Raw genomic sequence first — 25,534 nt, forward strand, 5'->3', positions numbered from 1 at the left:
GAGCTTCTCCGCAGGGAGCAGTGTGATGGGGGCGATGTCCGCAGGACACGCCCCCATCACACTCAGATCATGGCTTTCGCTCAGAGCTCGAAAGCGCCGCCTTCAAGGCGAGCCTTCAGCGCAGAGAGGAATCGCCCGGCATCTGCTCCATCGACCACACGGTGGTCGTAGGTCAGACAGAGGTACATCATCGACCGAATCGCGATGGACTCTCCACCCAGAGCATCCTTCACCACGACAGGACGCTTGGTGATGGCACCGGTGCCCAAAATCGCGACCTGGGGCTGGTTGATGATCGGGGTGTCCTGAAGCGAACCGTTGCTCCCGATGTTGCTGATGGTGAAGGTTCCTCCACCGAGCTCGTCCGGGCCGACCTTATTGGTGCGGGTGCGTTCGGCCAGATCCGCGATCTTGCGAGCCAATCCTGCGATGTTCAGGTCTCCTGCATCCTTGATCACCGGAACCAGGAGCCCACGCTCGGTGTCGACAGCGATGCCCAGGTGCTCTGCTCCATGGAAGACGATCTCGTCGCCGTCGATACTGGCGTTCAGGTGGGGGAACTGCTTCAGCGTCTCTACGGTGGCCAGCGAGATGAAGGGCAAGAAGGACAGCTTGGCGCCTTCACGCTTCTCGAACTCGCCCTTCGACCGCGCACGCAGTGCAGCAACCTGGGACATGTCGACCTCAACGACCGCTGTCAGCTGGGCCGAAGTCTGGAGGGACTCGACCATGCGCTGCGCGATGATCTTGCGTAGACGAGACATCTTCTCGGTGGTGCCTCGCTTCGAGGACACCTCAGGTGCCGAGGGTACCGGTGCTGCAGGGGCGGCTGGTGCCGCAGGAGTGTTCTGAGCGGCGGGAGCTGCGGCCTGTTGTTTCGCCGAGGCCGCCTCCAGGACGTCCTGCTTACGAATGCGGCCACCGACACCGGTTCCCTTTAGGGAAGAAAGGTCGACGCCGTGCTCGGTGGCGAGTTTACGGACCAGCGGGGTGACATATGCGGCTTGGTCGCTCTCGGAGCTGTCCTTCTTCTCCGGCTCAGGAGCAGGTGCCGACTTTTCGGGCTCCTGCTGCGCCTCGGACGGTACTGGGGCAGTCTCGGCCTTTTGAGCGACGGGCTCCGGGTCTTTCTCAGGAGCGGTCTCCGTGGCCCCGACGCTTTCTCCGCCGATCACGGCCAGGTCGGCGCCGACGGGTGCGGTCTCGTCCTCCTGGACCAGAATCTCCTGAAGGATGCCCGCGACAGGTGACGGGATCTCCGTGTCCACCTTGTCGGTCGAAACCTCCAGCAGGGGCTCGTCCACCTCGATGGTGTCACCCACGTTCTTGAGCCACCGGGTGACAGTCCCCTCGGTGACGGATTCCCCCAGCGCGGGCATAACCACTTTCTCGCCCCCGGACACCTGTCCTGTAGCAGGTGAAGTTTTAGTTTCAGGAGCTGCCGGTGCAGGTTCTTCAGCTTCAGGCTCCTCGACGGGAGCCGCCTGAGATGCGGCCGGCGTCGAGGGGGTGCCATCTCCGATCACGGCCAGGTCGGCGCCGACGGGTGCGGTCTCGTCCTCCTGGACCAGAATCTCCTGAAGGATGCCCGCGACAGGTGACGGGATCTCCGTGTCCACCTTGTCGGTCGAAACCTCCAGCAGGGGCTCGTCCACCTCGATGGTGTCACCCACGTTCTTGAGCCACCGGGTGACAGTCCCCTCGGTGACGGATTCCCCCAGGGCTGGCATGGTCACGCGCTCGGACATTGACAAGCCTCTCCTCATTGTGCGGTCGTGTCGATCAGTGTAGAGGGCGGCCCCACAGTTCAACTGTGGGCATGCAGCGGCATACCGGCAAGAGCTAGATGTGCTTCGCCGAGCGCCTCATTCTGCGTCGGATGCGCGTGGATGAACGCAGCAACCTCCTCAGGCATAGCTTCCCATCCCACGACCAACATTGCCTCTCCGACCTGTTCTCCCATACGCGCACCCACCATGTGGACACCCACGACGGGCCCGTCGATCTGCCTGATGACCTTCACGAACCCGCCAGTGGCAAGAATCTGGCTCTTGCCATTTCCCCCTAAGTTGTATTCATAGGAGGAAACTGAATCTGAGCCGAAGCGATCTCTCGCCTGAGTTTCCGTCAAGCCGACTGATGCTATTTCTGGATCGCAATAGGTGACGCGGGGGATAGCTGTGCTGTTCACCGGTTCTGGATCGTTTCCAGCAATAATCTCGGCCACCATCAAACCCTGAGCGAACCCTCGGTGTGCAAGCTGCAGACCTGGCACTATGTCACCGACGGCGTAGACGCCAGGGACGTTGGTCCGGCAATATTCATCGGCCAGAACGAAACCTCGCTCCATCGTCACACCGACTTCCTCGTAGCCGAGGTTATCGGTGGCTGGGCCGCGCCCTACCGAAACCAGAAGCAAATCAGCAGAAATCACCTCTTGCGATTGCAAAACAACCCTGACAGACGCTTCGTCCTGCTCGACCTCAGCAACTGCGCAGGATGTACGCACTGAAATTCTACGTCGTCGGAAAGCGCGCTCCAACTGATTCGAGACCGACTCGTCCTCTGCTGCAACCAGCCGGGGGAGCGCTTCCACCACAGTGACTTCACACCCGAAGCTGCGGAAGACCGAAGCGAACTCCACGCCGATGACGCCTCCACCGAGCACGATGACGTGCTCCGGTAACTCGGTGAGCTTCAAAGCCTGGTCGCTTGTCATCACACGACCGCCGACTGTCACTCCGGCTATCTCCCGTGGACGAGAACCCGTGGCGAGAACAACAGCACTACCCACGAGCTGGCGAGAACCTACCTGGACGGTGTCCTTGGCGCTCAGCCTGCCTTCGCCTTCCACCAGGCACACCCCGGACGAATGGACCAATCCCTGCAAACCTTTGTAGAGGCGTCCCACCACCTTGTCCCGATAACGCTGGACTGCGGGAAGATCCACTCCCTCGAATACGGCACCGATACCGAAGGTCGAACTGCTCCGAACGGTGTCAGCTACTTCAGCTGCGTGCAACAAAGCTTTCGTAGGTACACATCCCCGATGAAGACAGGTACCTCCGAGCTCGGCCTTTTCCACCAGAGCCACCGACATGCCCAGTTGGGATGATCGCAAAGCACAGGCATAGCCGCCACTGCCACCGCCGAGGATCACCAGGTCGAAACGGTCGGTACTTGCACCCATGGCGGCATCTCCTTCGATGTTCCGGAACCACTGGGCCTGTCGCTCTCGTGAAGCAGACCGGCCCGCCGTGCGCATCCTCTCAGAAGAACGGGCTCTTCGTCCGCCTATCGCTACGGACGAAGAGCCCGAGTCGTCAGCTCTCCCGCCGAGAGGGCAGAGAGCCCATCACCCGTTCCAGGAGTACATCGGCTACCCGGTCGCGGGCTGCGGCGGCGAAGTGTGAGCCATCGGGTCTCGCGACCGCCTCTTCCGGCGGTGGGAAACTTCCACCGGAAGACAACGGCAGTCGATCGTCACACGGATTGTTGTCTGAACGGCAGAAGACATCGGAGATCGAGACCATCCGGAGCCGTGTGTCGTAGAGGACCTTCTCCTCCAACAGGTCGATCCACTGGCGGCGGACCTCGTCCTGGAAGCGAAGACGAACCAGGAAAGCTGCGCACAACCCTTCCATGTCGTTCTGGTCCGGTGAGCATCCTTGCGCAGTGCGTTCCCCCGTCGGCTCAGGACGCACGATCACCACAGTGGCACCACCCGCGGTCAGCCGATCAACAGCCGAGTCGAGAACAGCCTTCTGCGCTTCCCGATAACCCGGGTCCTTAGCCCGTAGCGGTTTCCCGTCCTGGCCGATGAAATCGGCGTACTCATAGCGGGACCACCAGACCACGACAGTCGGTTTTTCCTTCTCGAGCTGTTGTTTCTGGTCGTCCTTCACACTGACGCATGTCGGGTCCTCGTCTCCACCGAGGGCTGCGACTCCAGGGTTGAACGGTGACCCATCAGGGTTCGCAGTGATAGCTCCAGAGGCTCCGCAGCCACCGTGCGAACCATTGATCACCGGGACCTGGCGTTTCTCCCCAGCCTCTGCAAGAGCACCGAACAACTGCATCGGCACGCTGTCGCCCACCACCATCATCTTGGTGGATCCAGAGGCCACGACCACTCCATGTCCGATGTACCAAGGGGTGCCGCCCAAGATCACTGGTAGTGCGCAGGTCGCTGCCATCGCTGTGGCGCCCACGCTCAGGACCGACGCGGAACGAGCCTCTCGACAGCGTCCGGAGCGCAAAGGCATTTCGACAAGATGGTAGGAGAGCATGGCTGAAACCAAAGTTGCTGCGACCACGATCAGAGCCCGCTGAGCGTCGAACGTTCCGTGAGGGAGCAGCCAGACCGTCCAGGGCCAGTGCCACAGGTAGATCCCGTATGAAATCCGACCCAGATAGGTCATGACTGGGTTGGTGAACATCTTGGCCAGTTTGCTGTCTTGGTCCACCCTGCTGGCACCTACCACCAGCGAGGCCACCGCCGCTGCAGTCAGGACGGCACCACCGAAGAAGTAGGCAGGGTGCGGGCCGTGTCTGCCGCCGAGGAAGCACACCGCCAAGACCAAGCCCCCCAGCCCTGCCCACATGAGTTTGCGGGCGTGCTTTGTCACGAAGTTGTTCACGGCAGGGCGCAGCAGTGCAGCAGCGCACAACGCGCCGATCAAAGGCTCGAAGACCTTTGCATCGGTGCCCATGTACGCCCGATCAGCGCCTGCCCGAAGGAAGACGTACACCATCACAGATGCGGAGAGCACCGCAAAAACTGCAGCGATCGCCACGACAGAGACAGAACTGGCACGTTGCGCCCCTGGAAGATCCCGTCGGGCGTGTCTCCCCGGACTCATACTCGCCAGAAGCACGGCAAGGAGCTGCAGGACCAACGGCCAGAAAACGTAGAACTGTTCTTCGACCGCCAAAGACCACAGGTGCATCAGCGGCGAGGTGGTTCCGTCAAACGCGAAATAACTCGTTGACGTGATGAAGTGCCAGTTCCCCACGTAGAAGAGGCTCCACAGCAGGTCAGCGCCCAACGCCGGACGACGATAAGCCGGTGCCAGGACCGCCGCCCACACTCCCACCACGATCAGGAGCAACAACGCCGCCGGAATGAGCCGGGACATCCGTCTCGCCCAGAACCGCGGAAGGTCCACTTTCCCGTGCAGGATGATCTCCTGCAGGAGAAGAGTCGTGATCAAGAAACCGGAGAGGACGAAGAAGACGTCCACGCCGAGATAGCCACCAGAAAAAATGGGGATACCCAGGTGGAAGAGGAAGACCAACGAGACAGCGATCGTACGGATACCGTCGAGTGCAGCAACTCTTCCCACCAGGGAATGCACACCTTCCGTCGAAGCAGGACGCTCCGACCGACCATCCGTTTCAGGAGGTGCCGACTCCGGCACCTCCTTCTGGACCACATCTACATCGGCTGAGGACGACATCACGGTTCCGGCCGGGCGTGCACTCACGGGACGTGAACACCCGTCGACACGGACAGGCAACAGATCTGAAACGCTTTCACGAGCGAGATTGTGCCAGGCTCACCAGAGTCCTCGTCCCGAAGCCCGTGCCTCCCTTGAGGGTGTACCCGTAAGGGGAGCCTTCGTGGAAAGCCGGGCCGGCGATGTCCAAGTGGACCCAGGGGATCGGTGTCTCGTCCTCGGGAGACTCTCCGACGTATTCCCGAAGGAAGGCAGCAGCGAACAAAGAGCCGCCTTCCCGTGCTCCGGTGTGCTTTCGGTCCGCGACATCGGAGTCCAGGTCCTTCATCACTTCGTCAGGAATGGGCATCGGCCAGATGCACTCACCACAGGACTCCGCCACCGTGACGACCTCCTGTCGTAGATCATCACGATTCGACATCGCTGCAGCTGTCCGATGGCCCAAAGCGATGACTGCAGCACCGGTGAGAGTGGCTATGTCGATCAGTACGTCCGGTTGCCGACGGGAGGCCAGGACCAACCCGTCCGCCAGCACCAGCCGACCTTCCGCATCGGTGTTGATCACCTCACATGTCGTGCCATCCGCCATGGTCACGACATCACCTGGACGGACAGCATTTCCGTCGGGCATGTTCTCGGCGAGACACAGCCACCCCTCGACGGCCACGGGAAGGTCCAGTTCCGCGATCACTGTCACTGCCGCTGCTACAGCTGCCGCACCGGCCATATCCCCCTTCATCCCGACCATCGAAGCTGCAGGCTTGATGCTCAGCCCTCCGGAATCGAAGGTGATGCCCTTGCCGACGAAGGAGAGCCGTTGCTTCGCGCCGTCCGGGGCGTATTCCAGATGGACGATCACCGGCGGATGCGCCGATCCCTGACCGACTCCGAGAATGCCTCCGCAACCGGCTTCGGACAGGTCATCTCGGCGGTACATCTTGACCGTGACTTCCTCGGGCACACTCGCCTGGACCTGCTGGGCGAAGGACTCCGGAAACAACTCGTTCGGGCAAGCGTTCACCAGGTCTCGAGCCCAGCAGACGCCCTTGGACACGATCTCGGCCTGACGTACCGCTGCTCGGGCGGTCTCCTCGGCCTCGGTACTGCGAGGAACCCCAGACAGAGAGATCTGCGCTACAGGTGCGCGTTTTGCCTTTTCTGCGCGCACTTTCTCACCGTGATATCCCTCGAACGAATACGCGCCCATGGCCAGGCCCTCTGTCACCTGACCAATCCATTCCGGTCCGGGAAGAACTACGGTGGCTGCCCGACGTCCGGCCAGGGCGCGTCCTGCGGTGCCCGCAGCCTGTCGTACTCGTTCGCCGTCGAGCTCCGTTGCGACTGCGCCCACCCCGACCACCGCGACCAGCGGGGAACGCGCGCCGTCCACGCCGGTGAGCCACGTCGTCTCGTCTGCTTTTCCCCGAGCTCGGAATATCTCCATCGACGACCTGATGTGCTGACTCAGCGCGTCGTCCACTTCTCCCAAGAGCACAGCCCCTTCCTCGGCGGGAGCAGCGAAGAGGACCAAGACGTCGGTCTCCTCATCGGGCACGGGACCGGTGGACAGCGTGAAGGTCGTCACCGAACAGCCTTTCGACAGATTGGATTCGAGATGACAAGGCTTACACGAGCATGTTCGGGAGTCGAAGTCGACACGAGATATTGACGGCTTCACTCCATACTCCGAACCACCTGATTATCCCTACCTCGGCCCGATAGCGTGGGGAACATGAGCGATTCGCAGCTGCAGACCTCTCCGTTGCACGACCGCCACCGTCAGCTCGGAGCGAAGATGGCCGACTTCGGTGGTTGGGAGATGCCCATCGAGTACCCCCACGGTGGTGTTCTGCGCGAGCACCAGGCAGTGCGGAAGGCCGTGGGGGTCTTCGACGTCTCCCACCTTGGCAAGGTCTCGGTCCGAGGCCCTGGCGCCGCAGATTTCGTCAACCGCTGCTTCACCAATGACTTACGTAAGATCACGCCTCCGAAGGCCCAGTACACGATGTGTTGTGATCCGCGGACCGGGGGAGTCGTCGATGACCTCATTCAGTATTTCAAGTCCGAGGAAGACATTTTCCTGATTCCGAACTGCGCCAACACCGCTGAAGTCGTTCGGCGGATGCGTCAGGAGCTCCCCGAACAGATTGAGATCACCGATCTCCACCGCGACTTCGGTGTCATCGCCGTGCAGGGCCCATGTTCGGAAGATCTCCTGGAGTCCATAGGACTCCCCACTCGTCTCGAATACATGTCCTTCGCCGAGACCGTCTGGCACGGGATCTCGCTCACAGTCTGCCGAACGGGCTACACCGGTGAAAAAGGGTACGAACTGGTCATGCCCTGGGACGATGCGGAACAGCTTTGGGATGCCTTGACCGACGGACTGTACCGCTACGAAGGGCTTCCCTGCGGGCTGGGGGCCCGTGACACCTTGCGTACTGAAATGGGGTACGCGCTTCATGGTCATGAACTGAGCCCCGAGATCACTCCGAATATGGCCCGGGCAGGCTGGGCGGTCGGGTGGAACAAGGACGATTTCTGGGGCAAGAGCGTTCTCACCGAGCAACGGGCAGCTAAGGAATGTCGTCTCTCCTGGGGACTCCTCGTCGAGGGACGCGGAATTCCCCGTAAGGGCTGTTTGGTGAAGGACGCTCAAGGGCAGGAAATCGGCGTCGTCACCTCCGGCACCATGTCACCGAGTCTGAGGCAAGGCATCGCGTTGTGTTTGCTCGACCGTGGCTGTGCCGCTGGAGACCGTGCTGTCATCGACGTCCGAGGCCGCGACATCGTCGCCACCGTGGTGAAGCCACCCTTTGTCGCCACCCAGGTGGCGGACTGAGCGGGTACTCAAGGGCAACGGTGGGGAGGTCAACTCAACGGATGACTCCCCACCGTTCCACTGTCGAAGAGCTGCGTCGACGCTTCCTCAACCCGAGGGTGCTTCCCCAGGTCGATCACACGTCCGGCACACACCAGGTGCACATGGTCGCACCGGCTGGCGGTCTCCGCATTTGCCCGCCCGATCAGGTCGCGGAAAAGACGACCGGAAGGATGCCCCGGCACGACGCCTAGCCCTACCTCGTTCGAAACGATGACGACAGGATGGATCGCGGACTCCAGAGCAGAGTAAAGCCGCTCACAGGATTCCACGACGGACTCCTTTGCCAACACTGGCTTTTCCCATGCTCCGGCATCGTCGACGACTCTGGAGATCCAGGTGCCGAGGCAGTCCACCATGACCGGCCCCTGGGCATCACGAACGGCAGCCGGGACATCGGATGTCTCGACTGTGCGCCAGGTGGAAGGCCTGGACATCTGGTGCTCCCTGACCCGAGCCGCCCACTCGGGATCCCTGATCGGATCAGGGACCGGTCCTGGAGCCACGTAGGTCACCGAGGGAAAGCCGCTCACCAAACGTTCGGCATATCGGCTCTTACCACTGCGGACGCCCCCGAGCACCAGAACCCTGTTCATGCTGGAGAACCTACCTGGACGTCAAGATGCGGCTGACGGCTGATCGCCTGGTGCCTGCTTCTCCCGACGTTTCTTCATCAGGTAGAAAATCCCGAACCCGGTCCCGACCACGACGACGGCCACACCCGTCAGAACAGTCTTGGAAGGGCTCTGCGCCGTTTCGCCATGCACGGCTGCCGCATCCTGCGGCTTCGGCTGCTCCCGAGGTGCGGAGACCGCGATGCCGACCCGCTCATCCGGCGCCTTCGCCTCCTCGGGAACCGCAGTCAACGGTTCACCACAAACATTTCCGCCAGGATAGTTGTCGATGGAGCAGACTCGCCCGGAGGCGTCACGGGGCATCGCAACGGCAGTCAGCACCTCACTACTGGAGGCACCGCTGGGCACCTGGGCACATCGTGAGATCGGGGCAGGCGGGTTCGCACCCTCTGCTCCATCGGCCTTGCGGCCGTAATCAATGACCACACCGATACGTTTCTTGCCGGCTTCGGCCACTACCTTGCTGCAAATATCCTCGAAAGAGGGCATCGCCCGTGGCATCCGCGGCGTAGCAGTCTCTGCCGCCGCATACCGCCAGCCGTCGACGGCTCCTTCGGAGGGAACGACTGAATAGGGGCCGGTCGCTGCTTTCGCCCAAGAATTGTCTTTCAAGTGCGCGAAAGTCCATGCGCGTTCCGCCGTCGCGCTCGCACTGGGGGTCGGGGCAGGCTTACTCATGGTGGCGCTCTCCGACGAAGGAGAGCCAGACAGGAGGCCGGCCAGCGCCAGGAGTAGGCCTCCTGCGGTCCGGCAGATATTGCGTTGCATTGACGACAAGGGGACGACCTCCTCAATCGGGTCGGTGGAAGGTTCTTACGGGGAGAACCTTCCACCGCCTACTGTCTGCGACGACGACTTCCAAAGGACCTGAACCGTACTGGCGTATGACGTTCGGGTTTCATCGGCCCTCACTATCGGCATCCGAATCCATCGCACGTCAGCGGCGTTGGCTCCGACCCTTGCACCCACCCAGAACTCTGTCAAAGGTCCGACTGCGATGCGGCGTGTCTGTGACCGTCCACGACGGCAGAAGCTGAGCGTTGCTCAGAAACCGAAACGGGTCTTGGCGAAAGCCTCGATCGCGCCAAGGCTTCCCTCGACCTCTACGTGTGCGACCGCGCTACGCCCGAAGGCGTACAGGAGGACTTCGCCCGGGCCTCCATGAAGAATGACCTCACCTTCCCTGGTCGGCGCTTTGACCATCTTCTCCCCGTGCCCCTGGCAGAAAAGAGTCACCCCGACCGGGGAACGTCGTAGAAGTAATTGCCCGGCCTGGCGAAGACGTAGCCACAAGGCCTCGGACTCGTCCTGTTCCAGCTGCCGGCTCCGCCCTGGAGTCCAGTCCTCTTGAGCCCGCAGCACATCTTCGTGGTGCACGAAGAACTCTGCGAGATTGACGGCATCGTCCACGCTGGGGACACGCAGGGGCGACCAACCTCGAGGACCTTGTCTGACCATGTCCACCAGGGAAGCCCACGGCTGATCGGCATACTGCTCCTGCACCCGGTGAGTGTGCTCGGCCAAAGCCGGGACGATGACCCCGGCAATCGTGTCGGGCCTACGCTCGCGGATGACGAGGTGGGCAGCCAGATCCCGCGTTCGCCACCCCTCGCAGAGGGTGGGCGCGTCGGGGCCGAGCCGGGTGAGCGTGGAGCAGAGGGCGGCGCGTTCGAGCTGCGCAAGTCCGGTCATGGCTGTCAGTCTTCCAGGAACCGGAAATGTTCGTGCACGGGAAGACCGTGTCGGAGCAGGTATACATGCACAATGTCTGGCGTGACCGATGCCTCCGTACCGAACAGCCCGCTGGACCCGGCTATCGCCCGGCGACTCAAACGAGATTCCGCAGGATTGGTGGCAGCCGTTGTTCAGGAGTACTCGACTTCCCAGGTGCTGATGTTGGGATGGATGAACGACGAAGCCTTGCACCGTACGTTGACGACCGGGCGAGTCACCTTCTGGTCCAGGAGTCGTCAGGAGTACTGGCGTAAAGGGGACTCCTCTGGCCATGCGCAGTACGTGCGCACGGTTGCCCTGGATTGCGACGGGGATGCGCTTCTTGTCAGTGTCGATCAGGTCGGTGCGGCATGCCATACCGGAGAACGGACCTGTTTCTTCACCGATTTGGGAGCACGGACGGGGGAGGCGCCGTGATTGTGGCGGATCTGGGATATGGCCAAGTTTGGCCGACTCCGGAAGACTTCAAAGAGCTGTGTCGACGGCGACCTGTGGTTCCTGTCGTCCGGCGGCTTCTCGCGGACGCCGAGACCCCGGTGGGGGTCTATCGCAAACTCGCCGGCTCCCGAACAGGTACTTTTCTGCTGGAGTCTGCAGAGCACGGTGGCACATGGTCGAGGTATTCCATCGTGGGAGTTCGGAGCCGAACTCAACTCTTCGAGGTCGGCGGGCGCACCTGCTGGGTGGGCGGAACCACTGCAGACATAGTGGTTGAAGACCGCTCACCGGTGACCGCTCTGCAAGAAGCCCTGGCGAAACTGTCTACCGATCCGATCTCGGGGTTGCCCCCGCTGACTGCGGGATTCGTAGGGTATGTCGGATACGACGCAGTGCGACATTGGGAGAAGGTCCCGGCACAGGCACCGGACGAGTTGGGGCTTCCCGAGATGGCCATGATGTTGGCCGCAGATCTTGCCGTGATGGATCATACCGATGCGTCCCTTTACCTGGTGGCGAACGTCTTTTCCCGAGAACTCGACACGGAGGACGTCGACCTCGCCTACACAGAGGCGGTCGGACGGCTCGACGAGATGACCCGCTCCTTGTCGGCACCGACACCGAGCACCATCTCGATAGTCGGTTCCGCTGTCGAGGACGAGCAACCGTCGAGCACCTGCACCAAGCCTGAGTTCCTCCAGATGGTGCAGTCGGGGAAAGAGGCTATTCGGGCAGGCGAAGTCTTCCAGGTGGTGCTTTCACAACGGTTCTCCACGCCCTGCTCGGCGGACGCCCTTGACGTCTACCGGGTGTTACGCACCAGCAATCCCAGCCCGTACATGTACCTCCTGCGAATGCGGGACGGAAACGGCAGAACTTTCGAGGTCGTCGGTTCTAGCCCGGAGGCCTTGGTCAAGGTCGAGGGGCGGCGGGTGATCACGCACCCCATCGCTGGTTCCCGGCCACGCGGAAATAGCCCGCAAGAAGATGAGCATTTGGCTTGTGAACTGGCCTGCGACCCGAAGGAACGGGCGGAACACGTGATGCTCGTCGATCTGTCCCGCAATGATCTTCAGAAGGTGTGTAAGCCGGGAACAGTGGAGGTCGTGGACCTGATGAGTATCCGTCGCTATAGCCACATCATGCATCTGGAGTCGACGGTGGTCGGCCAGTTGCGCGAATCTTGCACTGCTTATGACGTGTTGGCCGCTGCTTTTCCGGCAGGCACTCTCTCCGGCGCACCCAAGCCCAGAGCTATGGCCCTGATCGATGAATTGGAACCCGTCGCGCGCGGTGTTTACGGAGGAGTCGTGGGCTATTTGGACGTACACGGTGACATGGATGCGGCCATTGCCATCAGGACAGCAGTCATTCTGGAGGGGCGTGCCTACGTACAAGCAGGCGCCGGAGTCGTGGCTGACTCCGATCCCGACACGGAATACGCTGAAACCGTCTCCAAGGCTGCGGCAGCCTTACGTGCGGTCTCCCGGGCGATGAACCTGCGTGAGCCATGAACCTGCGAGAACTCGCCGGGCAACGCGCCACCGCTGTCCTCCTGGGCTTGGCAGGGGCAGGAATCGGGATAGTGGCCTCTTCAAGATCGGTCATTTCCGGGACGTCCATGCATGCCGGCCTGGGAACCCGTTCCACCTTTGTCCTCGCTGGCACGACAGCGGTACCGGCATATCCAGCTCTCCTGCTCGCTGCTGCCGCAGGGACAATGATCTGGGCCTTCGCTCGGCCCGTGCTGTGCCGTGTCGTCGCGGCGATGGTCGGAACGGCAGGGTTAAGCGCAGGGGTCGCCTGGCGATGGGGGATCGTCCAAGCAAGCCAGTCCCAGACACTACCTGGAGGTCATGTCGTCCAGGACATATCGGTTCTACGGTGGTCATTCGCTGGCGATCTGGCGGCGCTGACGATTTTTATCTCGGCAACCCTTGTCCTGTGTATGACGACGCAATGGCCGATGCCGGGCGCCGAGAGGTCGGTGCCCGAATCAAAAAGCACTCAGGCTTCAGCCGGACCCGCGAGAACAACGTCGGACCAGTGGGATCGGATGAGCCGTGGTGAGGATCCCACCGTGTGACGATGCGTATTCCCCGGTGCATCTCTGGGTAGCGTCCCGGTTGCCATGACGCCGCCAACGACCGGCTGGCGCAGGGAGCCCCCGCCTAACTTCCGAAAGCACAAGCGACTGTCCGCTAATCACCGTCGGAGCACCCCTTGCTGGCACACTGTGCACAAGGCTGTCTTGTGCATTGACGATGGCCTTGTGCGCGTGCTGTTCAGAAGCGCGCTGACGGATCGAAGTCCAACGAAAGAAGTTCCAGATGTCCGGCACGGTTTCCCACGGGAACACTCCCGCCGCATGGGTGGGCACCGCATTCTTGCTGCTCGGCTCCGCTGTGGTGAGTGTGGGTGTGATCGTCAATGTCTCCTGGCTATGGATCATCGGCACGATCCTCTGCGTAGTGGGCGTGGTGGCGTGGGTTGGCATGAACCGAGCTGGAATGAATCAGGATATGTTCTGATAAACGTACAAATCAGATTTCGGCTCGCACCGTTAACGACAACAGAAAGCCTGGACCTTTTCCCGGTCCAGGCTTCTTCGTTTCCTGAATAAACCAAGGTGCTCCCCCCTGACACTCTCAACGCGGGCCAGGGCGATTCGAGTTGAAACGACATCGGTGGTTAGTCTGAGGACCGTGCCTACTGTTCTGGACGAGATCATCACCGGCGTCCGTGAGGACCTCGTCGAGCGCCGAGCGCAAACGAGCCTGTCCGAGCTCAAGGACCGGGTTGCCCGAATGCCGGGAGCACGTGACGTGGTCGCGGCTCTGCGCCAAGGCGAGACCGGAGTCAAGGTCATCGCCGAGGTGAAACGTTCCAGCCCCAGCAAGGGCGCGCTCGCCATGATCGCTGACCCGGCGGGCCTTGCCAGGGATTACGAAGCAGGGGGGGCAACGATCATCAGTGTGCTCACTGAACGGCGGCGGTTCGGCGGAAGCCTGGAAGACCTCGTCGCTGTACGAGCTGCTGTGGACGTTCCTGTCCTGCGCAAGGACTTCGTCGTCGATCCTTATCAGATCTGGGAAGCGCGTGCTCATGGAGCGGACCTGGTGCTCCTGCTTGCGGTAGCACTACCGCAGGACGTCCTCATCGGCATGTTGGAACGCACCCGGTCTTTGGGCATGTCCGCGCTCGTCGAGGTCCATGACGAACATGAAGCTGTCCGCGCAGTGGAGGCGGGAGCCCGGATCATCGGTGTCAATAACCGTGATCTACGCACCTTGGACGTGGACAGAAGTACCTTCGCCCGGATCGTTCCGCATCTGCCATCGTCTGCGGTGAAGGTGGCAGAGTCCGGCGTGCGAGGGCCGCATGACGTCTTTGAGTTCGCCAGGCATGGTGCCGACGCGGTTCTCGTGGGAGAAGCACTTGTGACCGGAGGGCAGCCTCGCCATGCCGTCCATGAACTGGTGACAGCCGGGGCTCACCCCTGTCTACGACACACCGGAGAATCATGAGCTCGTTGACGAAATCCGGACGGTTCGGTGATTTTGGTGGGCGTTACGTTCCTGAAGCGCTCATTGCCGCTTTGGAGCAGCTGGACAGAGAGCGCCTTCTGGCTGCCTCGGACCCAGATTTTCGAGCGGAGCTAAGAGCCCTTCAGGAGAGATATACCGGCCGCCCGAATCCCCTCACCGAGGTTCCGCGATTTGCCGAGCACTGCGGCGGAGCAAGGGTCTTCCTTAAACGTGAAGATCTCAATCACACCGGATCCCACAAGATCAACAACGTCTTGGGTCAGGCGCTACTCACCGTTCGTGTGGGCAAGAAGCGAGTGATCGCTGAGACCGGGGCGGGGCAACACGGAGTGGCTACGGCTACGGCGGCAGCGCTCATGGGGCTTGAATGCGTGGTCTACATGGGCGAACGCGATACTCTCAGGCAAGCGCTCAACGTGGCGAGGATGCGCTTGCTCGGCGCCACCGTGGTTCCGGTCACTCACGGAAGCCGTACGTTGAAGGACGCCGTCAACGAGGCCTTGCGTGACTGGGTCGCCAACGTCGAGGACACTCATTACATCCTCGGGACGGTGACTGGTCCGCACCCGTTCCCCGAGATGGTTCGCGATTTCCACGCGGTGATCGGCGAGGAGGCTCGTGAACAAATCCTGTCCTACGCGGGCCGTCTTCCGGACGCGGTGGTGGCCTGTGTAGGGGGCGGGTCCAACGCGATCGGGATCTTTCATCGTTTCCGAACCGACCCCGAGGTCAGGCTGATCGGCGTGGAAGCGGGAGGACAAGGCATCGGGAGCGGGAAACATGCCGCTCGTTTCGCAGGAGGGTCGCCAGGGGTCTTGCACGGCGCCTCGACCTACGTTCTTCAGGACAACGACGGCCAGACCATCGAAAGCCATTCGATCTCTGCGGGGCTGGATTACCCCAGCGTGGGTCCGGAACATGCTCATCTGCACGAATCCGGACGTGCTGAATATCGCCATGCCACCGATGACGAGGCGATGAGAGCTTTCCAGCTGCTTGCGCGAACCGAAGGAATTCTGCCGGCGATCGAGAGCGCCCATGCGCTGGCCGGCGCGATGAGCCTGGGACAAGAGCTAGGACCGCAAGGGCTGATCGTGGTCAACCTGTCCGGGCGCGGTGACAAGGATGTGGACACCGCTGCTCATTATTTCGGTCTGCTCGACGAGAAGTCGGACAACAGCCTGGACGCAGATACCGGGAAGAATTCCGAAGGAGGAAGCCGGTGAGTCCGAGCTTGCCAGGTGCTGAGAGGCTCGAGGGTGTGCTGGCGTCCGCGCGATCTGAGGGACGAGCTGCCCTGATCGGTTATCTTCCTGTCGGATTCCCCGACGTAGACCGTTCACTGGAAGCGATGACCGCTCTGGTCGAGAGTGGTTGCGACATCGTCGAGGTGGGCTTCCCCTATAGCGACCCGGTGCTGGACGGTCCTGTGATCCAGGACGCTGCCGCTCGAGCATTGCAGGCCGGGGTCAGGACAACGGACATCTTCCGTGCTGTGCGTGCTGTTGTAGATGCAGGCGGAACCGCTGTGGTGATGAGTTACTGGAACCCGATTCTGCGGTATGGAATCGAACGATTTGCCGCAGATCTAGCCGTAGCAGGAGGGTCTGGGGTCATTACTCCAGACCTGATCCCGGACGAAGGTGACAGCTGGTCCGCAGCCGCTGAACGCCACGGAGTGTGCCCGATCTTTCTGATCGCTCCGTCATCCACGGATCAGCGTATTGCCGCCACGGCTGCTCGTTGTCGTGGTTTCGTCTATGTCGCCTCGGTCATGGGGGTCACCGGAACAAGGTCTGCTGTCGGCGCCGTCGCCGGTGAACTCGTGACCCGGGCGCGACGGTTCACCGATCTTCCGCTCTGCGTGGGACTGGGCGTCAGCAACGGTGCACAGGCCGCTGAGATGGCTTCTTATGCCGACGGGGTGATCGTCGGCTCAGCGCTGGTGAAGAAAATTACCTCAGAGGCTCCCTGGTCGGAGCGGCTGGCAGCGCTGCGGGAACTGACCGGCGAGTTGAGTGCCGGAGTGAGAGAGGGAAATCGTTGATGGTTGCTCGTCTCGCCGATCGGCAGTGGCAGGACTGGCTGGGGCTGGTCTCCAGGTTGGTTTTGGCTTTTGTCTGGATCTATGCAGCGGTCACCAAGATTGGACGACCACTGACGAGCGCGAGAGCGGTCCAGGCCTACGATCTGATGCCTTTCGACGTGGCTGCCGTCGTGGGACAGGTGCTGCCGATCATCGAGCTCGCTTTGGGTCTTCTCCTACTGGTCGGGCTCTTCAGCCGTTTCTCCGGGATTTTTTCCTCAGCGCTCCTCATCGTCTTCATCATCGGCATCGCCTCGGCCTGGGTGCGCGGACTGGAAATCGATTGTGGTTGCTTCGGGGGTGACGGATCTCTTGAAGCCGGGCGTAAACCGCAGTACTTGCAGGAAATCTTGCGTGACCTCGTCTTCCTTGGTTTCGCGGGCTGGCTGTCCTGGCGGCCCGGCAGCGTCTTCTCAGTTGACGCGCGGTTGGACCGCGGAACCACGGCCTGAGGGCGCCCGTTCTCTGAGTAAGAGCTCGGGACACAGAAGGCAAGTCCTTTCAGTGGCTCGGCCTAACCGGTGAGTGCTCTATGCCTTGTCAAGGGTGTTCGGTCTTCTAGAGGACACTTGCGATGGGGCTGAGCGAAATGACCTGATCATGCATCTAGTCTTGAGGCGCTACAGGAACGCGCTGATGTACTCGGCAGCCCGTCCGGGCACCGTACTTGCCGCAAGGAGATAAATCGCATGGCACCGCCCCAGAACTCACGCCAGGCCAAGATCAGCGCAGCTGCGCCGGCGCAGGGCAAAAACATCAAAGGCCTACTGGCTGTGATCATTTCTGTTGTTGTCGTAGCAGCAGCTCTCTTCGTTCTGTTCTTCAACGGGAAAGACGAACCGTCGACCCTGCCGGACGGTAGCTCTGCGTCCTCCGGTGGAGACATCAAGCTGCCCAAGGGGGTGTCTGGTAAAGACGAGCCTGTGGTGGCCACCAACGGCGGGGTCCTGAAGGAGGGTGTTCCGACCCTGCAGATCTTCGAAGATTTCCAGTGCCCGTGGTGCCAGAAGTTCGACCAGATGTTCGGGCCGAAGATCGGTGAGCTGGGCGCGGCTGGGAAGATCAACGTCGTCTACTACCAGAAGACCTTCCTGGACGACAGCCTGCAGAACAAGAGCTCGTCCAAAGCTGCCAATGCGGCATTGTGTGCATCTGATGCTGGAAAGTTCTTCCAGGTTCACGAGAAGATTTTCGCGAAGCAGCCGAAGGAAGAGGGCAAAGGCTACAGCGATGAGGACATCCAGAAGTCCGCGGTCGAAGCAGGCTTGTCCGGTGAACAGCTGGAGACGTGGAAGTCCTGTGTCGCCAAGGAGACCTACAAGCCTTACCTGAAGAATCTAGAGACCTACACCTCGAAGACCCTGAAGGTCAGCAGCACTCCTTCCTATTATGTCGACCGGAAGAAGATCGACACCAGCGGCATCAGCAACGCTGAAGAGTTCGAGAAGAAGCTGTTCGAGACGGCAAAGTGATGCTGCCGTCCGGTCTGCCCAGCCCAGAGGTTGCTGTCTGGCACATCGGCCCGATCGCGTTGCGGGCCTATGCCTTCTGTCTGTTGGCCGGGATTGCGCTGGCCACCTGGGTGACAGCGCGACGGCTTCCTGCCCGGGGAATCGACCCTGACCGAGCGCTGGACGTGGCGTTGTGGGCAGTACCTTTCGGGATCGTCGGTGGGCGTCTCTACCATGTGATCTCCAGCCCGCAGGCCTATTTCGGCCCTGGCGGCGACCCTGTTCGGGCCTTGTTCATCTGGGAAGGTGGCTTGGGGATCTGGGGCGCGGTGGCATTAGGCGCTCTCGGGGTATGGCTGGCCTGTCGACATTACGGCGTGCCCTTCCTCTCTTTCGGGGACGCCGTCGCACCTGGGCTTGCTCTGGCGCAGGCTGTGGGCCGCTGGGGAAACTGGTTCAACAACGAGCTCTACGGCGGACCCACCGATCTGCCTTGGGCCCTGCAGATCCATCAGTGGAATCATGCTGAAGGCCGAGCTGTTCTTGACAGCAAGGGTGAAGCTGTCGTTCTAGGAAGTTTCCATCCGACTTTCCTTTACGAGTCGCTGTGGTGTCTGCTGATTGCCGGGATGCTCTTCGCAGCGGGTCGATTCTGTCGGAACAGGTTCGTGTGGAAACCGGGTCAGCTCTTCGCCGCTTACACCATGCTGTACACCCTGGGCAGGGTCGTGATCGAAAACGTTCGGATCGATGCGGCCAACCATATTCTCGGCCTGAGGCTGAACGTGTGGACCTCGATCGTGGTTTTCCTGTTCGGGTTGTGGTGGTTCTGGTGGTTGTCCCGCAGGGAAGCCGTCGGGGCTGACGACTCTGCGGAGAGAACCGCTTCCTAGCAGAGACAGTAAAATTTCGCAGGAAAATGCCTCCTCCAGAGAGCGCGTGTCAGACTCTGGCGGAGGCATTTTTGCTGTTCAGAACTTTTTAGATCCCTCGGAAGCCTTAAGTTTTCATCGCAATGCGGACTTTCTGTCCCAAAATCTGGGATAACTTGGGGCGCGCAGTGGTCTACGTGCCGGTAGAGTTCCGCCACCGGACAACGTCGTCCGCCAGAGCGCGCGTGTCACTACTCGTGCTTCTCTCTCCTTTTCGAACCGACCTTCCTGGTCCCCTTGCACCTCAAGGACGGTGAACCCACATGACATCACGCGCCTTCTCCGCCATGCCGGCGCCTACAGGCTTGTACGACCCGAGTTACGAACACGACGCATGCGGCGTAGCCATGGTCGCCACCCTACGGGGCACTCCTGGCCACGACATCGTTGAACAAGCTTTGGTGGCGCTCCGTAATCTCGATCATCGAGGAGCCACCGGAGCTGACCCATTGGTCGGCGACGGAGCCGGGATCCTGATCCAGGTTCCTGACGCTTTCCTCCGTGAATCTGTCACTTTTGAGCTTCCTCCTGCTGGCCATTACGCCGTGGGAACCGCTTTTCTGCCTGCTGCTGAGGCTGAGCGCTCCCGGACCATTCAGCAGATCGAGAAGATCGCGGCAGAAGAAGGACTCCACGTACTGGGGTGGCGTGATGTCCCCGTGCGAGAGGAGATCATCGGCAAGGTTGCCCGCGAGGTCATGCCTCATTTTGCGCAGCTTTTCGTCGAGCCTGCAGGCTCAGACGAAGAACTCACCGGTATCGCCGTGGACCGGCTTGCTTTCTGTCTGCGTAAACGCTCAGAGCACGAGGCGAGCGTCTACTTTCCCTCGCTGTCAGCGCGCACCCTCGTCTACAAGGGCATGCTGACGACTGAACAACTCGACGACTTCTACCCGGATCTGCACGATCAACGAGTGGTGACAGAGCTGGCACTCGTGCACAGTCGTTTTTCCACGAACACTTTTCCCAGCTGGCCGCTGGCGCACCCCTACCGCTTGATTGCACATAACGGCGAGATCAACACCGTCCGCGGTAATCGGAACTGGATGGCTGCACGTGAATCTGTGCTCGCCAGTGATGTGATCCCTGGAGATCTCTCCCGGCTCTTTCCGATTTGCGACCCGAACGGCTCGGACTCGGCATCCTTCGATGAAGCCCTGGAGCTCCTACATCTGGGTGGACGCAGTCTTCCTCACGCGGTGCTGATGATGATCCCGGAAGCCTGGGAGAACCACACCGAGATGAGCCCCCAGCTCAAAGCCTTCTACGAGTTCCACAGCTGCTTCATGGAGCCATGGGACGGGCCAGCGTGTGTCACTTTCACCGATGGCACCCTGATCGGCGCAGTCCTCGACCGCAACGGGCTTCGCCCAGGACGCTACTGGGTGACTGACGACGGCCTCGTTGTTCTGGGCAGTGAGGCCGGGGTCTTGGAGATCGAACCGGAACACATCGTGGAGAAAGGACGCCTTTCTCCGGGACGGATGTTTCTGGTCGATACCGGTGCCGGGCGCATCATTCCCGATGCCGAGATCAAATCTGCGCTGGCCGCAGAACATCCGTACAGCCAATGGCTGGAAGCGGGGATGGTTAATCTTGCAGACCTCCCCGAGCGCGAGCACATCCTCCATACTCCTAGCTCGGTCGCTCGACGACAGCAGACCTTCGGCTACACCGCAGAGGAACTCAGGCTGATTCTCGGCCCGATGGCCATCACTGGTGCAGAGGCTCTGGGATCCATGGGAACTGACACCCCTATTGCGGTGCTGTCCTCCCGCCCGAGGCTGCTCTTCGACTACTTCACGCAGTTGTTCGCCCAGGTGACGAACCCGCCGTTGGACGGTATTCGCGAAGAGTTGGTCACCTCGGTATCGACCACGGTTGGACCCGAGCTGAATGCGCTCGATGCGACTTCGCGGCATTGTCGACAGATTGTCTTGCCCTTCCCGGTTATCGACAACGACGAGCTGGCCAAAATCGTCCATATCGACGCCGAATACGACGAACCGGGTACGAAGACCGTGGTGGTCTCCGGGCTCTACGACGTGGCGGGCGGAGCGGGCGCGATGCGACAACGTCTGGAGATGATCTTCAAAGAGGTGTCCAGTGCCATCCGCCGAGGGGCCCGGTACGTCGTGCTCTCGGACCGGGATTCCACTGCTGAACGGGCTCCGATACCGTCGCTGCTCCTGACCGCAGCCGTCCACCACCATCTCATTCGGGAGAAAACTCGGACTCAGGTGGGCCTGGTGGTCGAAGCCGGAGACGTCCGAGAGGTGCACCACATCGCGTTGTTGATCGGCTATGGCGCCGCAGCGGTCAATCCTTATTTGGCCATGGAGACCGTGGAGGACATGGTCCGTTCTCGGGCCATTACCGAGATAACCAGCGAAAAGGCTGTGGCTAACCTTATTAAGGCGCTCGGAAAAGGCGTGCTGAAGGTCATGTCCAAGATGGGTATCTCGACGGTGGCGAGTTATCGTGGAGCCCAGGTCTTCGAATGTCTCGGTGTGTCTGATGAGGTCATTGATGTGTACTTCACCGGGACCACGAGCCGACTGGGCGGTATAGGCCTGGAGACAATTGCGCAGGAGGTAGCTGCCCGTCACCGAGTTGCTTATCCAGTCTCAGGTGTGGCGAATGCGCACCGAGAATTGGCGGTCGGAGGCGAGTATCAATGGCGGCGTGAAGGCGAACCGCACCTTTTCGACCCTGAGACGGTCTTCAGGTTGCAACATGCCACTCGAAGCCGTCGATACGATCTTTTCCGGCAGTACACCGCTCGGGTGAACGATCAATCGACTCGGCTGATGACCCTGCGGGGTCTCTTCGAGTTCGTCACCGACGGACGCCCTCCGGTTCCGATTGAAGAGGTCGAGCCAGTCGAGTCGATCGTACGGCGGTTCAGTACTGGCGCCATGAGCTACGGATCGATCAGCAAAGAGGCCCACGAAACTCTGGCTGTGGCGATGAACCGCATAGGCGGGAAGTCCAACACCGGTGAAGGCGGTGAAGACGTCGACCGTCTGCTCGACCCGGTACGCCGCAGCGCCATCAAACAGGTCGCATCAGGTCGCTTCGGAGTCACCAGCCACTATCTGACCGAGTCAGACGACATCCAGATCAAGATGGCACAAGGTGCTAAACCGGGTGAAGGCGGTCAGCTGCCGGGGCAGAAGGTGTATCCCTGGGTGGCCAGGACTCGGCACAGCACACCTGGCGTCGGTCTGATCAGCCCTCCTCCGCATCACGACATCTATTCGATCGAGGACCTTGCGCAGCTGATCCATGACCTGAAGAATGCAAATCCTCAAGCGAGAATCCATGTCAAGTTGGTTTCCGAGGTCGGTGTCGGAACAGTGGCCACCGGAGTCAGTAAAGCTCATGCTGACGTAGTGTTGATCTCTGGGCATGACGGCGGCACTGGAGCTTCTCCACTGACCTCCCTCAAACATGCGGGAGCACCCTGGGAGATCGGGCTCGCGGAGACTCAGCAGACCCTTGTTCTGAATGGTTTACGTGACCGCATAGTCGTGCAGACCGACGGACAATTGAAGACGGGTAGGGATGTCGTTGTTGCGGCACTTCTTGGAGCTGAAGAATTCGGTTTCGCAACAGCGCCGCTGGTCGTATCCGGCTGCATCATGATGCGGGTATGCCATAAGGATACCTGTCCGGTCGGAATAGCAACACAGAACCCGGAACTTCGGCAGCGATATTCCGGAAAACCTGAATTCGTAGAGACCTTCTTCGAATATATCGCCGAAGAGGTTCGGGAAATACTGGCCGAACTGGGATTCCGGACTCTCGAAGAGGCCATCGGCCAGACCTCAGTTCTTGACGTTCGTCGCGCTGTAGGGCACTGGAAGGCATCTGGCCTGGACCTGAGCGCTGTACTCGCCGAGGCCGTGCCGCAGGAGGGGCAGTCCCGTCATTGCACGCAAAGTCAGGATCACGGCTTGGAACAAGCTCTTGACAATGCATTTATTGAACAGGCCTGGGAGGCCATCGAGCATGGTAATCCAGTTCGTATCGAATCCCGAGTGCGGAATGTGAACCGGACTGTGGGCACGATGCTAGGCCATCGGATCACCAGAGCTCATCACAAAGGACTCCCGGAGGATACTGTCCAGCTCCATTTGACCGGAGAAGCAGGGCAGTCGCTGGGTGCTTTCTTGCCGGCAGGCGTGACACTTTCTCTTCATGGAGAGGCAAATGACTATGTCGGGAAGGGTCTTTCTGGGGGGCGGATCGTGGTGCGCCCACCTGAGGAGACGACATTTCTGGCTGAAGATAACGTGATCGCAGGAAATGTTATCGGTTACGGGGCCACCAGCGGAGAGATCCTCTTGTGCGGGCAAGCCGGAGAACGTTTCTGTGTGCGCAACTCAGGTGCAGTCGCAGTCGTTGAAGGTATCGGTGACCACGGTTGTGAATACATGACCGGGGGAACCGTCCTCGTCCTTGGCCCTATCGGACGTAATTTCGCTGCCGGAATGTCCGGCGGAAAAGCCTACGTCCTTGACCTGATGGTTGAACGAGTGAACTGTGAACTCGTCGATGTCCTACCGCTGAGGACAGAGGACCAGGCCTGCGTGGAAGATCTGCTCCGACGTCACGCTGTAGCCACCGGATCATCGGTCGCCACCATGCTCCTCAAGAACTGGCCCGACGTTCAGAGTCGTTTCTCATTGGTTCTTCCTCGTTCTTACCAACGAGTCCTCGACGTACGTCACGCAGCGGAACTGGAAGGTCTCGACCCCGACGGCTCTCTCGTGTGGGAGCGAATCATGGAGGTATCCCATGGCTGACCCCCAGGGCTTTCTGACCCATCGTGAACGTAAGCTCCCTCTACGTCGCCCAGTTCCTATCCGCCTGATGGACTGGCGCGAGGTCTATGAGCCGCAGGACGCGGAGGAGCTCAAGACGCAAGCAGGGCGCTGCATGGACTGCGGTATTCCGTTCTGTCACAGCGGATGCCCCCTGGGAAACATCATCCCGGAGTGGAACGACCTGGCCTGGCGTGGGCGCTGGGGCGACGGCATCGAACGTCTCCATGCCACGAACAACTTCCCCGAGTTCACCGGCCGACTATGTCCTGCGCCTTGTGAGAGCTCCTGTGTCCTAGGCATCAATCAACCTGCCGTGACCATCAAACAGGTCGAAGTCACCACTATCGAACGTGCTTTCGACGACGGTCGAGTCACGCCGCTTCCACCGGAAAGGCTGTCCGGGCGTACTGTCGCAGTCATCGGATCCGGCCCGGCAGGATTGGCTGTGGCGCAGCAGCTGACCCGGGCGGGACACACCGTCGCCGTCTTCGAGCGGGCCGACAAGGCAGGGGGACTGCTGCGCTATGGCATTCCTGAGTTCAAGATGGAGAAGAGCGTCCTCGATCGTCGGTTGGCGCAGATGCGAGCCGAGGGAACCCGTTTCCGTACGGGCGTGAACATCGGAGAGGACATCACCGGGCAAGAACTCCGCAAGCGTTATGACGCAGTCGTCCTGGCGACAGGATCTACGATCCCCAGGGATCTGGACATCCCAGGCAGACAGAGCCAAGGGGTGGTCCAAGCGATGGCCTACCTTCCCCAGGCCAACCGGGCTGCACTCGGTCAACCAGTCGAGGGCCAGATCGTCGCCACCGGCAAGGACGTGGTCGTGATCGGAGGAGGCGACACCGGAGCGGACTGCATCGGCACTGCGCTGCGGCAGGGGGCCAGATCGGTGACCAGCTTGGAGATCATGCCGCAGCCCCCGGTGGAACGAGCATCCGCCCATCCCTGGCCGACCTACCCCGTTCTCTTCCGGGTCGCCAGCGCACACGAAGAAGGTGGCGAACGTCTCTACGCCGTGAACACCAAGGAGTTCGTGAACGACGAAGACGGCGAACTCCGAGCCCTCAAGCTGAGCGAGGTGCAGCTGGAGAACGGTGTCTTCCATGAGGTCGCTGGGACGGAAAGGGAGATCCCGGCCCAACTGGTTCTGTTGGCGATGGGGTTCACCGGGCCGGAAACGGACAGTGTGGTCGCCCAGCTCGCTCTCGATGTCGACGCCCGTGGGCAGGTGCTCAGAGATCGGAACTACATGAGTACTGTGCCCGGGGTCTTCGTCGCCGGGGACTGTGGCCGCGGACAATCCCTCATCGTGTGGGCCATCGCCGAAGGTCGCGCCTGCGCTCATGGGGTCGACGAATGGTTGACCGGTTCATCGGTGCTCCCGCGTCCGGTCGAACCCACGGACCGCCCGTTGACAGTATGACCGTAGAAGTAGGCCGTTAAGCGCTCGCCAGGAGGGACTTCGCCTGTCGGCGTAGCACTTTCAAGGGGATCGACGGCCTCGTCCGGTCCGTTGGTCAGAACGATCTACG

General features: G+C 61.0%; 20 protein-coding genes. 13 read left to right on the forward strand and 7 right to left on the reverse strand.

The window, feature by feature from the left end:
• Positions 1-80 precede the first annotated feature (80 nt).
• The 4 genes from sucB to DX923_RS07590 all read right to left on the reverse strand — a co-directional run bounded on the left by sucB (position 81) and on the right by DX923_RS07590 (position 7,044).
• Positions 81-1,748 (reverse strand): 2-oxoglutarate dehydrogenase, E2 component, dihydrolipoamide succinyltransferase, encoded by a 1,668-nt coding sequence (sucB, locus tag DX923_RS07575; protein ID WP_116113830.1) that lies wholly within the window; start codon positions 1,746-1,748, stop codon positions 81-83.
• Between the two features lie 59 nt (positions 1,749-1,807).
• Entirely contained in the window at positions 1,808-3,190 is a 1,383-nt protein-coding gene (gene lpdA, locus DX923_RS07580) for a dihydrolipoyl dehydrogenase (RefSeq protein ID WP_116113832.1), read from the reverse strand.
• A 133-nt stretch (positions 3,191-3,323) separates the two neighbouring features.
• Positions 3,324-5,486 (reverse strand): acyltransferase family protein, encoded by a 2,163-nt coding sequence (locus DX923_RS07585; protein ID WP_162872842.1) that lies wholly within the window; start codon positions 5,484-5,486, stop codon positions 3,324-3,326.
• A 49-nt stretch (positions 5,487-5,535) separates the two neighbouring features.
• Positions 5,536-7,044 carry a leucyl aminopeptidase gene (locus tag DX923_RS07590; RefSeq protein ID WP_162872843.1) on the reverse strand — a complete coding sequence of 503 codons (1,509 nt, stop codon included), beginning with the start codon at positions 7,042-7,044 and terminating at the stop codon, positions 5,536-5,538.
• Between the two features lie 147 nt (positions 7,045-7,191).
• Here DX923_RS07590 and gcvT point away from each other — a divergent pair, with 147 nt between their 5' ends.
• The gene (gene gcvT / locus DX923_RS07595) at positions 7,192-8,301 is read left to right on the forward strand and encodes a glycine cleavage system aminomethyltransferase GcvT (RefSeq protein WP_116113837.1); all 1,110 of its coding nucleotides are present in this window, start codon (positions 7,192-7,194) and stop codon (positions 8,299-8,301) included.
• Between the two features lie 29 nt (positions 8,302-8,330).
• Here gcvT and DX923_RS07600 read toward each other — a convergent pair whose 3' ends face one another.
• The 3 genes from DX923_RS07600 to DX923_RS07610 form a co-directional block, all read right to left on the reverse strand.
• Positions 8,331-8,936 (reverse strand): bifunctional adenosylcobinamide kinase/adenosylcobinamide-phosphate guanylyltransferase, encoded by a 606-nt coding sequence (locus tag DX923_RS07600; RefSeq protein ID WP_116113839.1) that lies wholly within the window; start codon positions 8,934-8,936, stop codon positions 8,331-8,333.
• A gap of 21 nt (positions 8,937-8,957) precedes the next feature.
• Positions 8,958-9,743, reverse strand: a complete 786-nt coding sequence (locus tag DX923_RS07605) for an SCO2322 family protein (RefSeq protein WP_116113840.1) — start codon at positions 9,741-9,743, stop codon at positions 8,958-8,960.
• A 276-nt stretch (positions 9,744-10,019) separates the two neighbouring features.
• On the reverse strand, positions 10,020-10,667 hold the full coding sequence (locus DX923_RS07610; RefSeq protein WP_116113842.1) for a TIGR03085 family metal-binding protein: 648 nt from the start codon (positions 10,665-10,667) through the stop codon (positions 10,020-10,022).
• Between the two features lie 72 nt (positions 10,668-10,739).
• Between DX923_RS07610 and hisI the strand changes: the two genes are divergently transcribed.
• The 12 genes from hisI to DX923_RS07670 all read left to right on the forward strand — a co-directional run bounded on the left by hisI (position 10,740) and on the right by DX923_RS07670 (position 25,425).
• Entirely contained in the window at positions 10,740-11,126 is a 387-nt protein-coding gene (hisI, locus tag DX923_RS07615; protein ID WP_116113843.1) for a phosphoribosyl-AMP cyclohydrolase, read from the forward strand.
• Positions 11,060-12,661 carry an anthranilate synthase component I gene (locus tag DX923_RS07620; protein ID WP_116113845.1) on the forward strand — a complete coding sequence of 534 codons (1,602 nt, stop codon included), beginning with the start codon at positions 11,060-11,062 and terminating at the stop codon, positions 12,659-12,661. Before hisI ends, DX923_RS07620 begins: the two co-directional genes overlap by 67 nt.
• Complete coding sequence (locus tag DX923_RS07625; RefSeq protein ID WP_116113847.1) at positions 12,658-13,233, forward strand: Trp biosynthesis-associated membrane protein; 576 nt, start codon at positions 12,658-12,660, stop codon at positions 13,231-13,233. Before DX923_RS07620 ends, DX923_RS07625 begins: the two co-directional genes overlap by 4 nt.
• A 244-nt stretch (positions 13,234-13,477) precedes the next feature.
• Positions 13,478-13,678 carry an HGxxPAAW family protein gene (locus DX923_RS07630; protein ID WP_116113848.1) on the forward strand — a complete coding sequence of 67 codons (201 nt, stop codon included), beginning with the start codon at positions 13,478-13,480 and terminating at the stop codon, positions 13,676-13,678.
• Between the two features lie 174 nt (positions 13,679-13,852).
• Positions 13,853-14,674, forward strand: a complete 822-nt coding sequence (gene trpC, locus DX923_RS07635; RefSeq protein ID WP_116113850.1) for an indole-3-glycerol phosphate synthase TrpC — start codon at positions 13,853-13,855, stop codon at positions 14,672-14,674.
• Positions 14,671-15,921, forward strand: coding sequence for a tryptophan synthase subunit beta (gene trpB / locus DX923_RS07640; RefSeq protein ID WP_116113852.1), 1,251 nt, complete (start codon positions 14,671-14,673; stop codon positions 15,919-15,921). The genes trpC and trpB overlap by 4 nt, the downstream gene beginning before the upstream one ends.
• Positions 15,918-16,742, forward strand: coding sequence for a tryptophan synthase subunit alpha (gene trpA / locus DX923_RS07645; protein WP_116113854.1), 825 nt, complete (start codon positions 15,918-15,920; stop codon positions 16,740-16,742). The genes trpB and trpA overlap by 4 nt, the downstream gene beginning before the upstream one ends.
• The gene (locus DX923_RS07650) at positions 16,742-17,233 is read left to right on the forward strand and encodes a MauE/DoxX family redox-associated membrane protein (RefSeq protein WP_116113855.1); all 492 of its coding nucleotides are present in this window, start codon (positions 16,742-16,744) and stop codon (positions 17,231-17,233) included. Before trpA ends, DX923_RS07650 begins: the two co-directional genes overlap by 1 nt.
• A 237-nt stretch (positions 17,234-17,470) precedes the next feature.
• Entirely contained in the window at positions 17,471-18,253 is a 783-nt protein-coding gene (locus tag DX923_RS07655; RefSeq protein WP_116113857.1) for a DsbA family protein, read from the forward strand.
• The gene (lgt, locus tag DX923_RS07660; protein WP_116113859.1) at positions 18,253-19,125 is read left to right on the forward strand and encodes a prolipoprotein diacylglyceryl transferase; all 873 of its coding nucleotides are present in this window, start codon (positions 18,253-18,255) and stop codon (positions 19,123-19,125) included. The genes DX923_RS07655 and lgt overlap by 1 nt, the downstream gene beginning before the upstream one ends.
• A gap of 302 nt (positions 19,126-19,427) precedes the next feature.
• Complete coding sequence (gltB, locus tag DX923_RS07665) at positions 19,428-23,975, forward strand: glutamate synthase large subunit (protein WP_116113861.1); 4,548 nt, start codon at positions 19,428-19,430, stop codon at positions 23,973-23,975.
• Entirely contained in the window at positions 23,968-25,425 is a 1,458-nt protein-coding gene (locus DX923_RS07670; protein ID WP_116113862.1) for a glutamate synthase subunit beta, read from the forward strand. The genes gltB and DX923_RS07670 overlap by 8 nt, the downstream gene beginning before the upstream one ends.
• Positions 25,426-25,534: the final 109 nt, after the last annotated feature.

The sequence above is a fragment of the Austwickia chelonae genome (assembly GCF_003391095.1).
Taxonomy (GTDB): Bacteria; Actinomycetota; Actinomycetes; order Actinomycetales; family Dermatophilaceae; genus Austwickia; species Austwickia chelonae_A.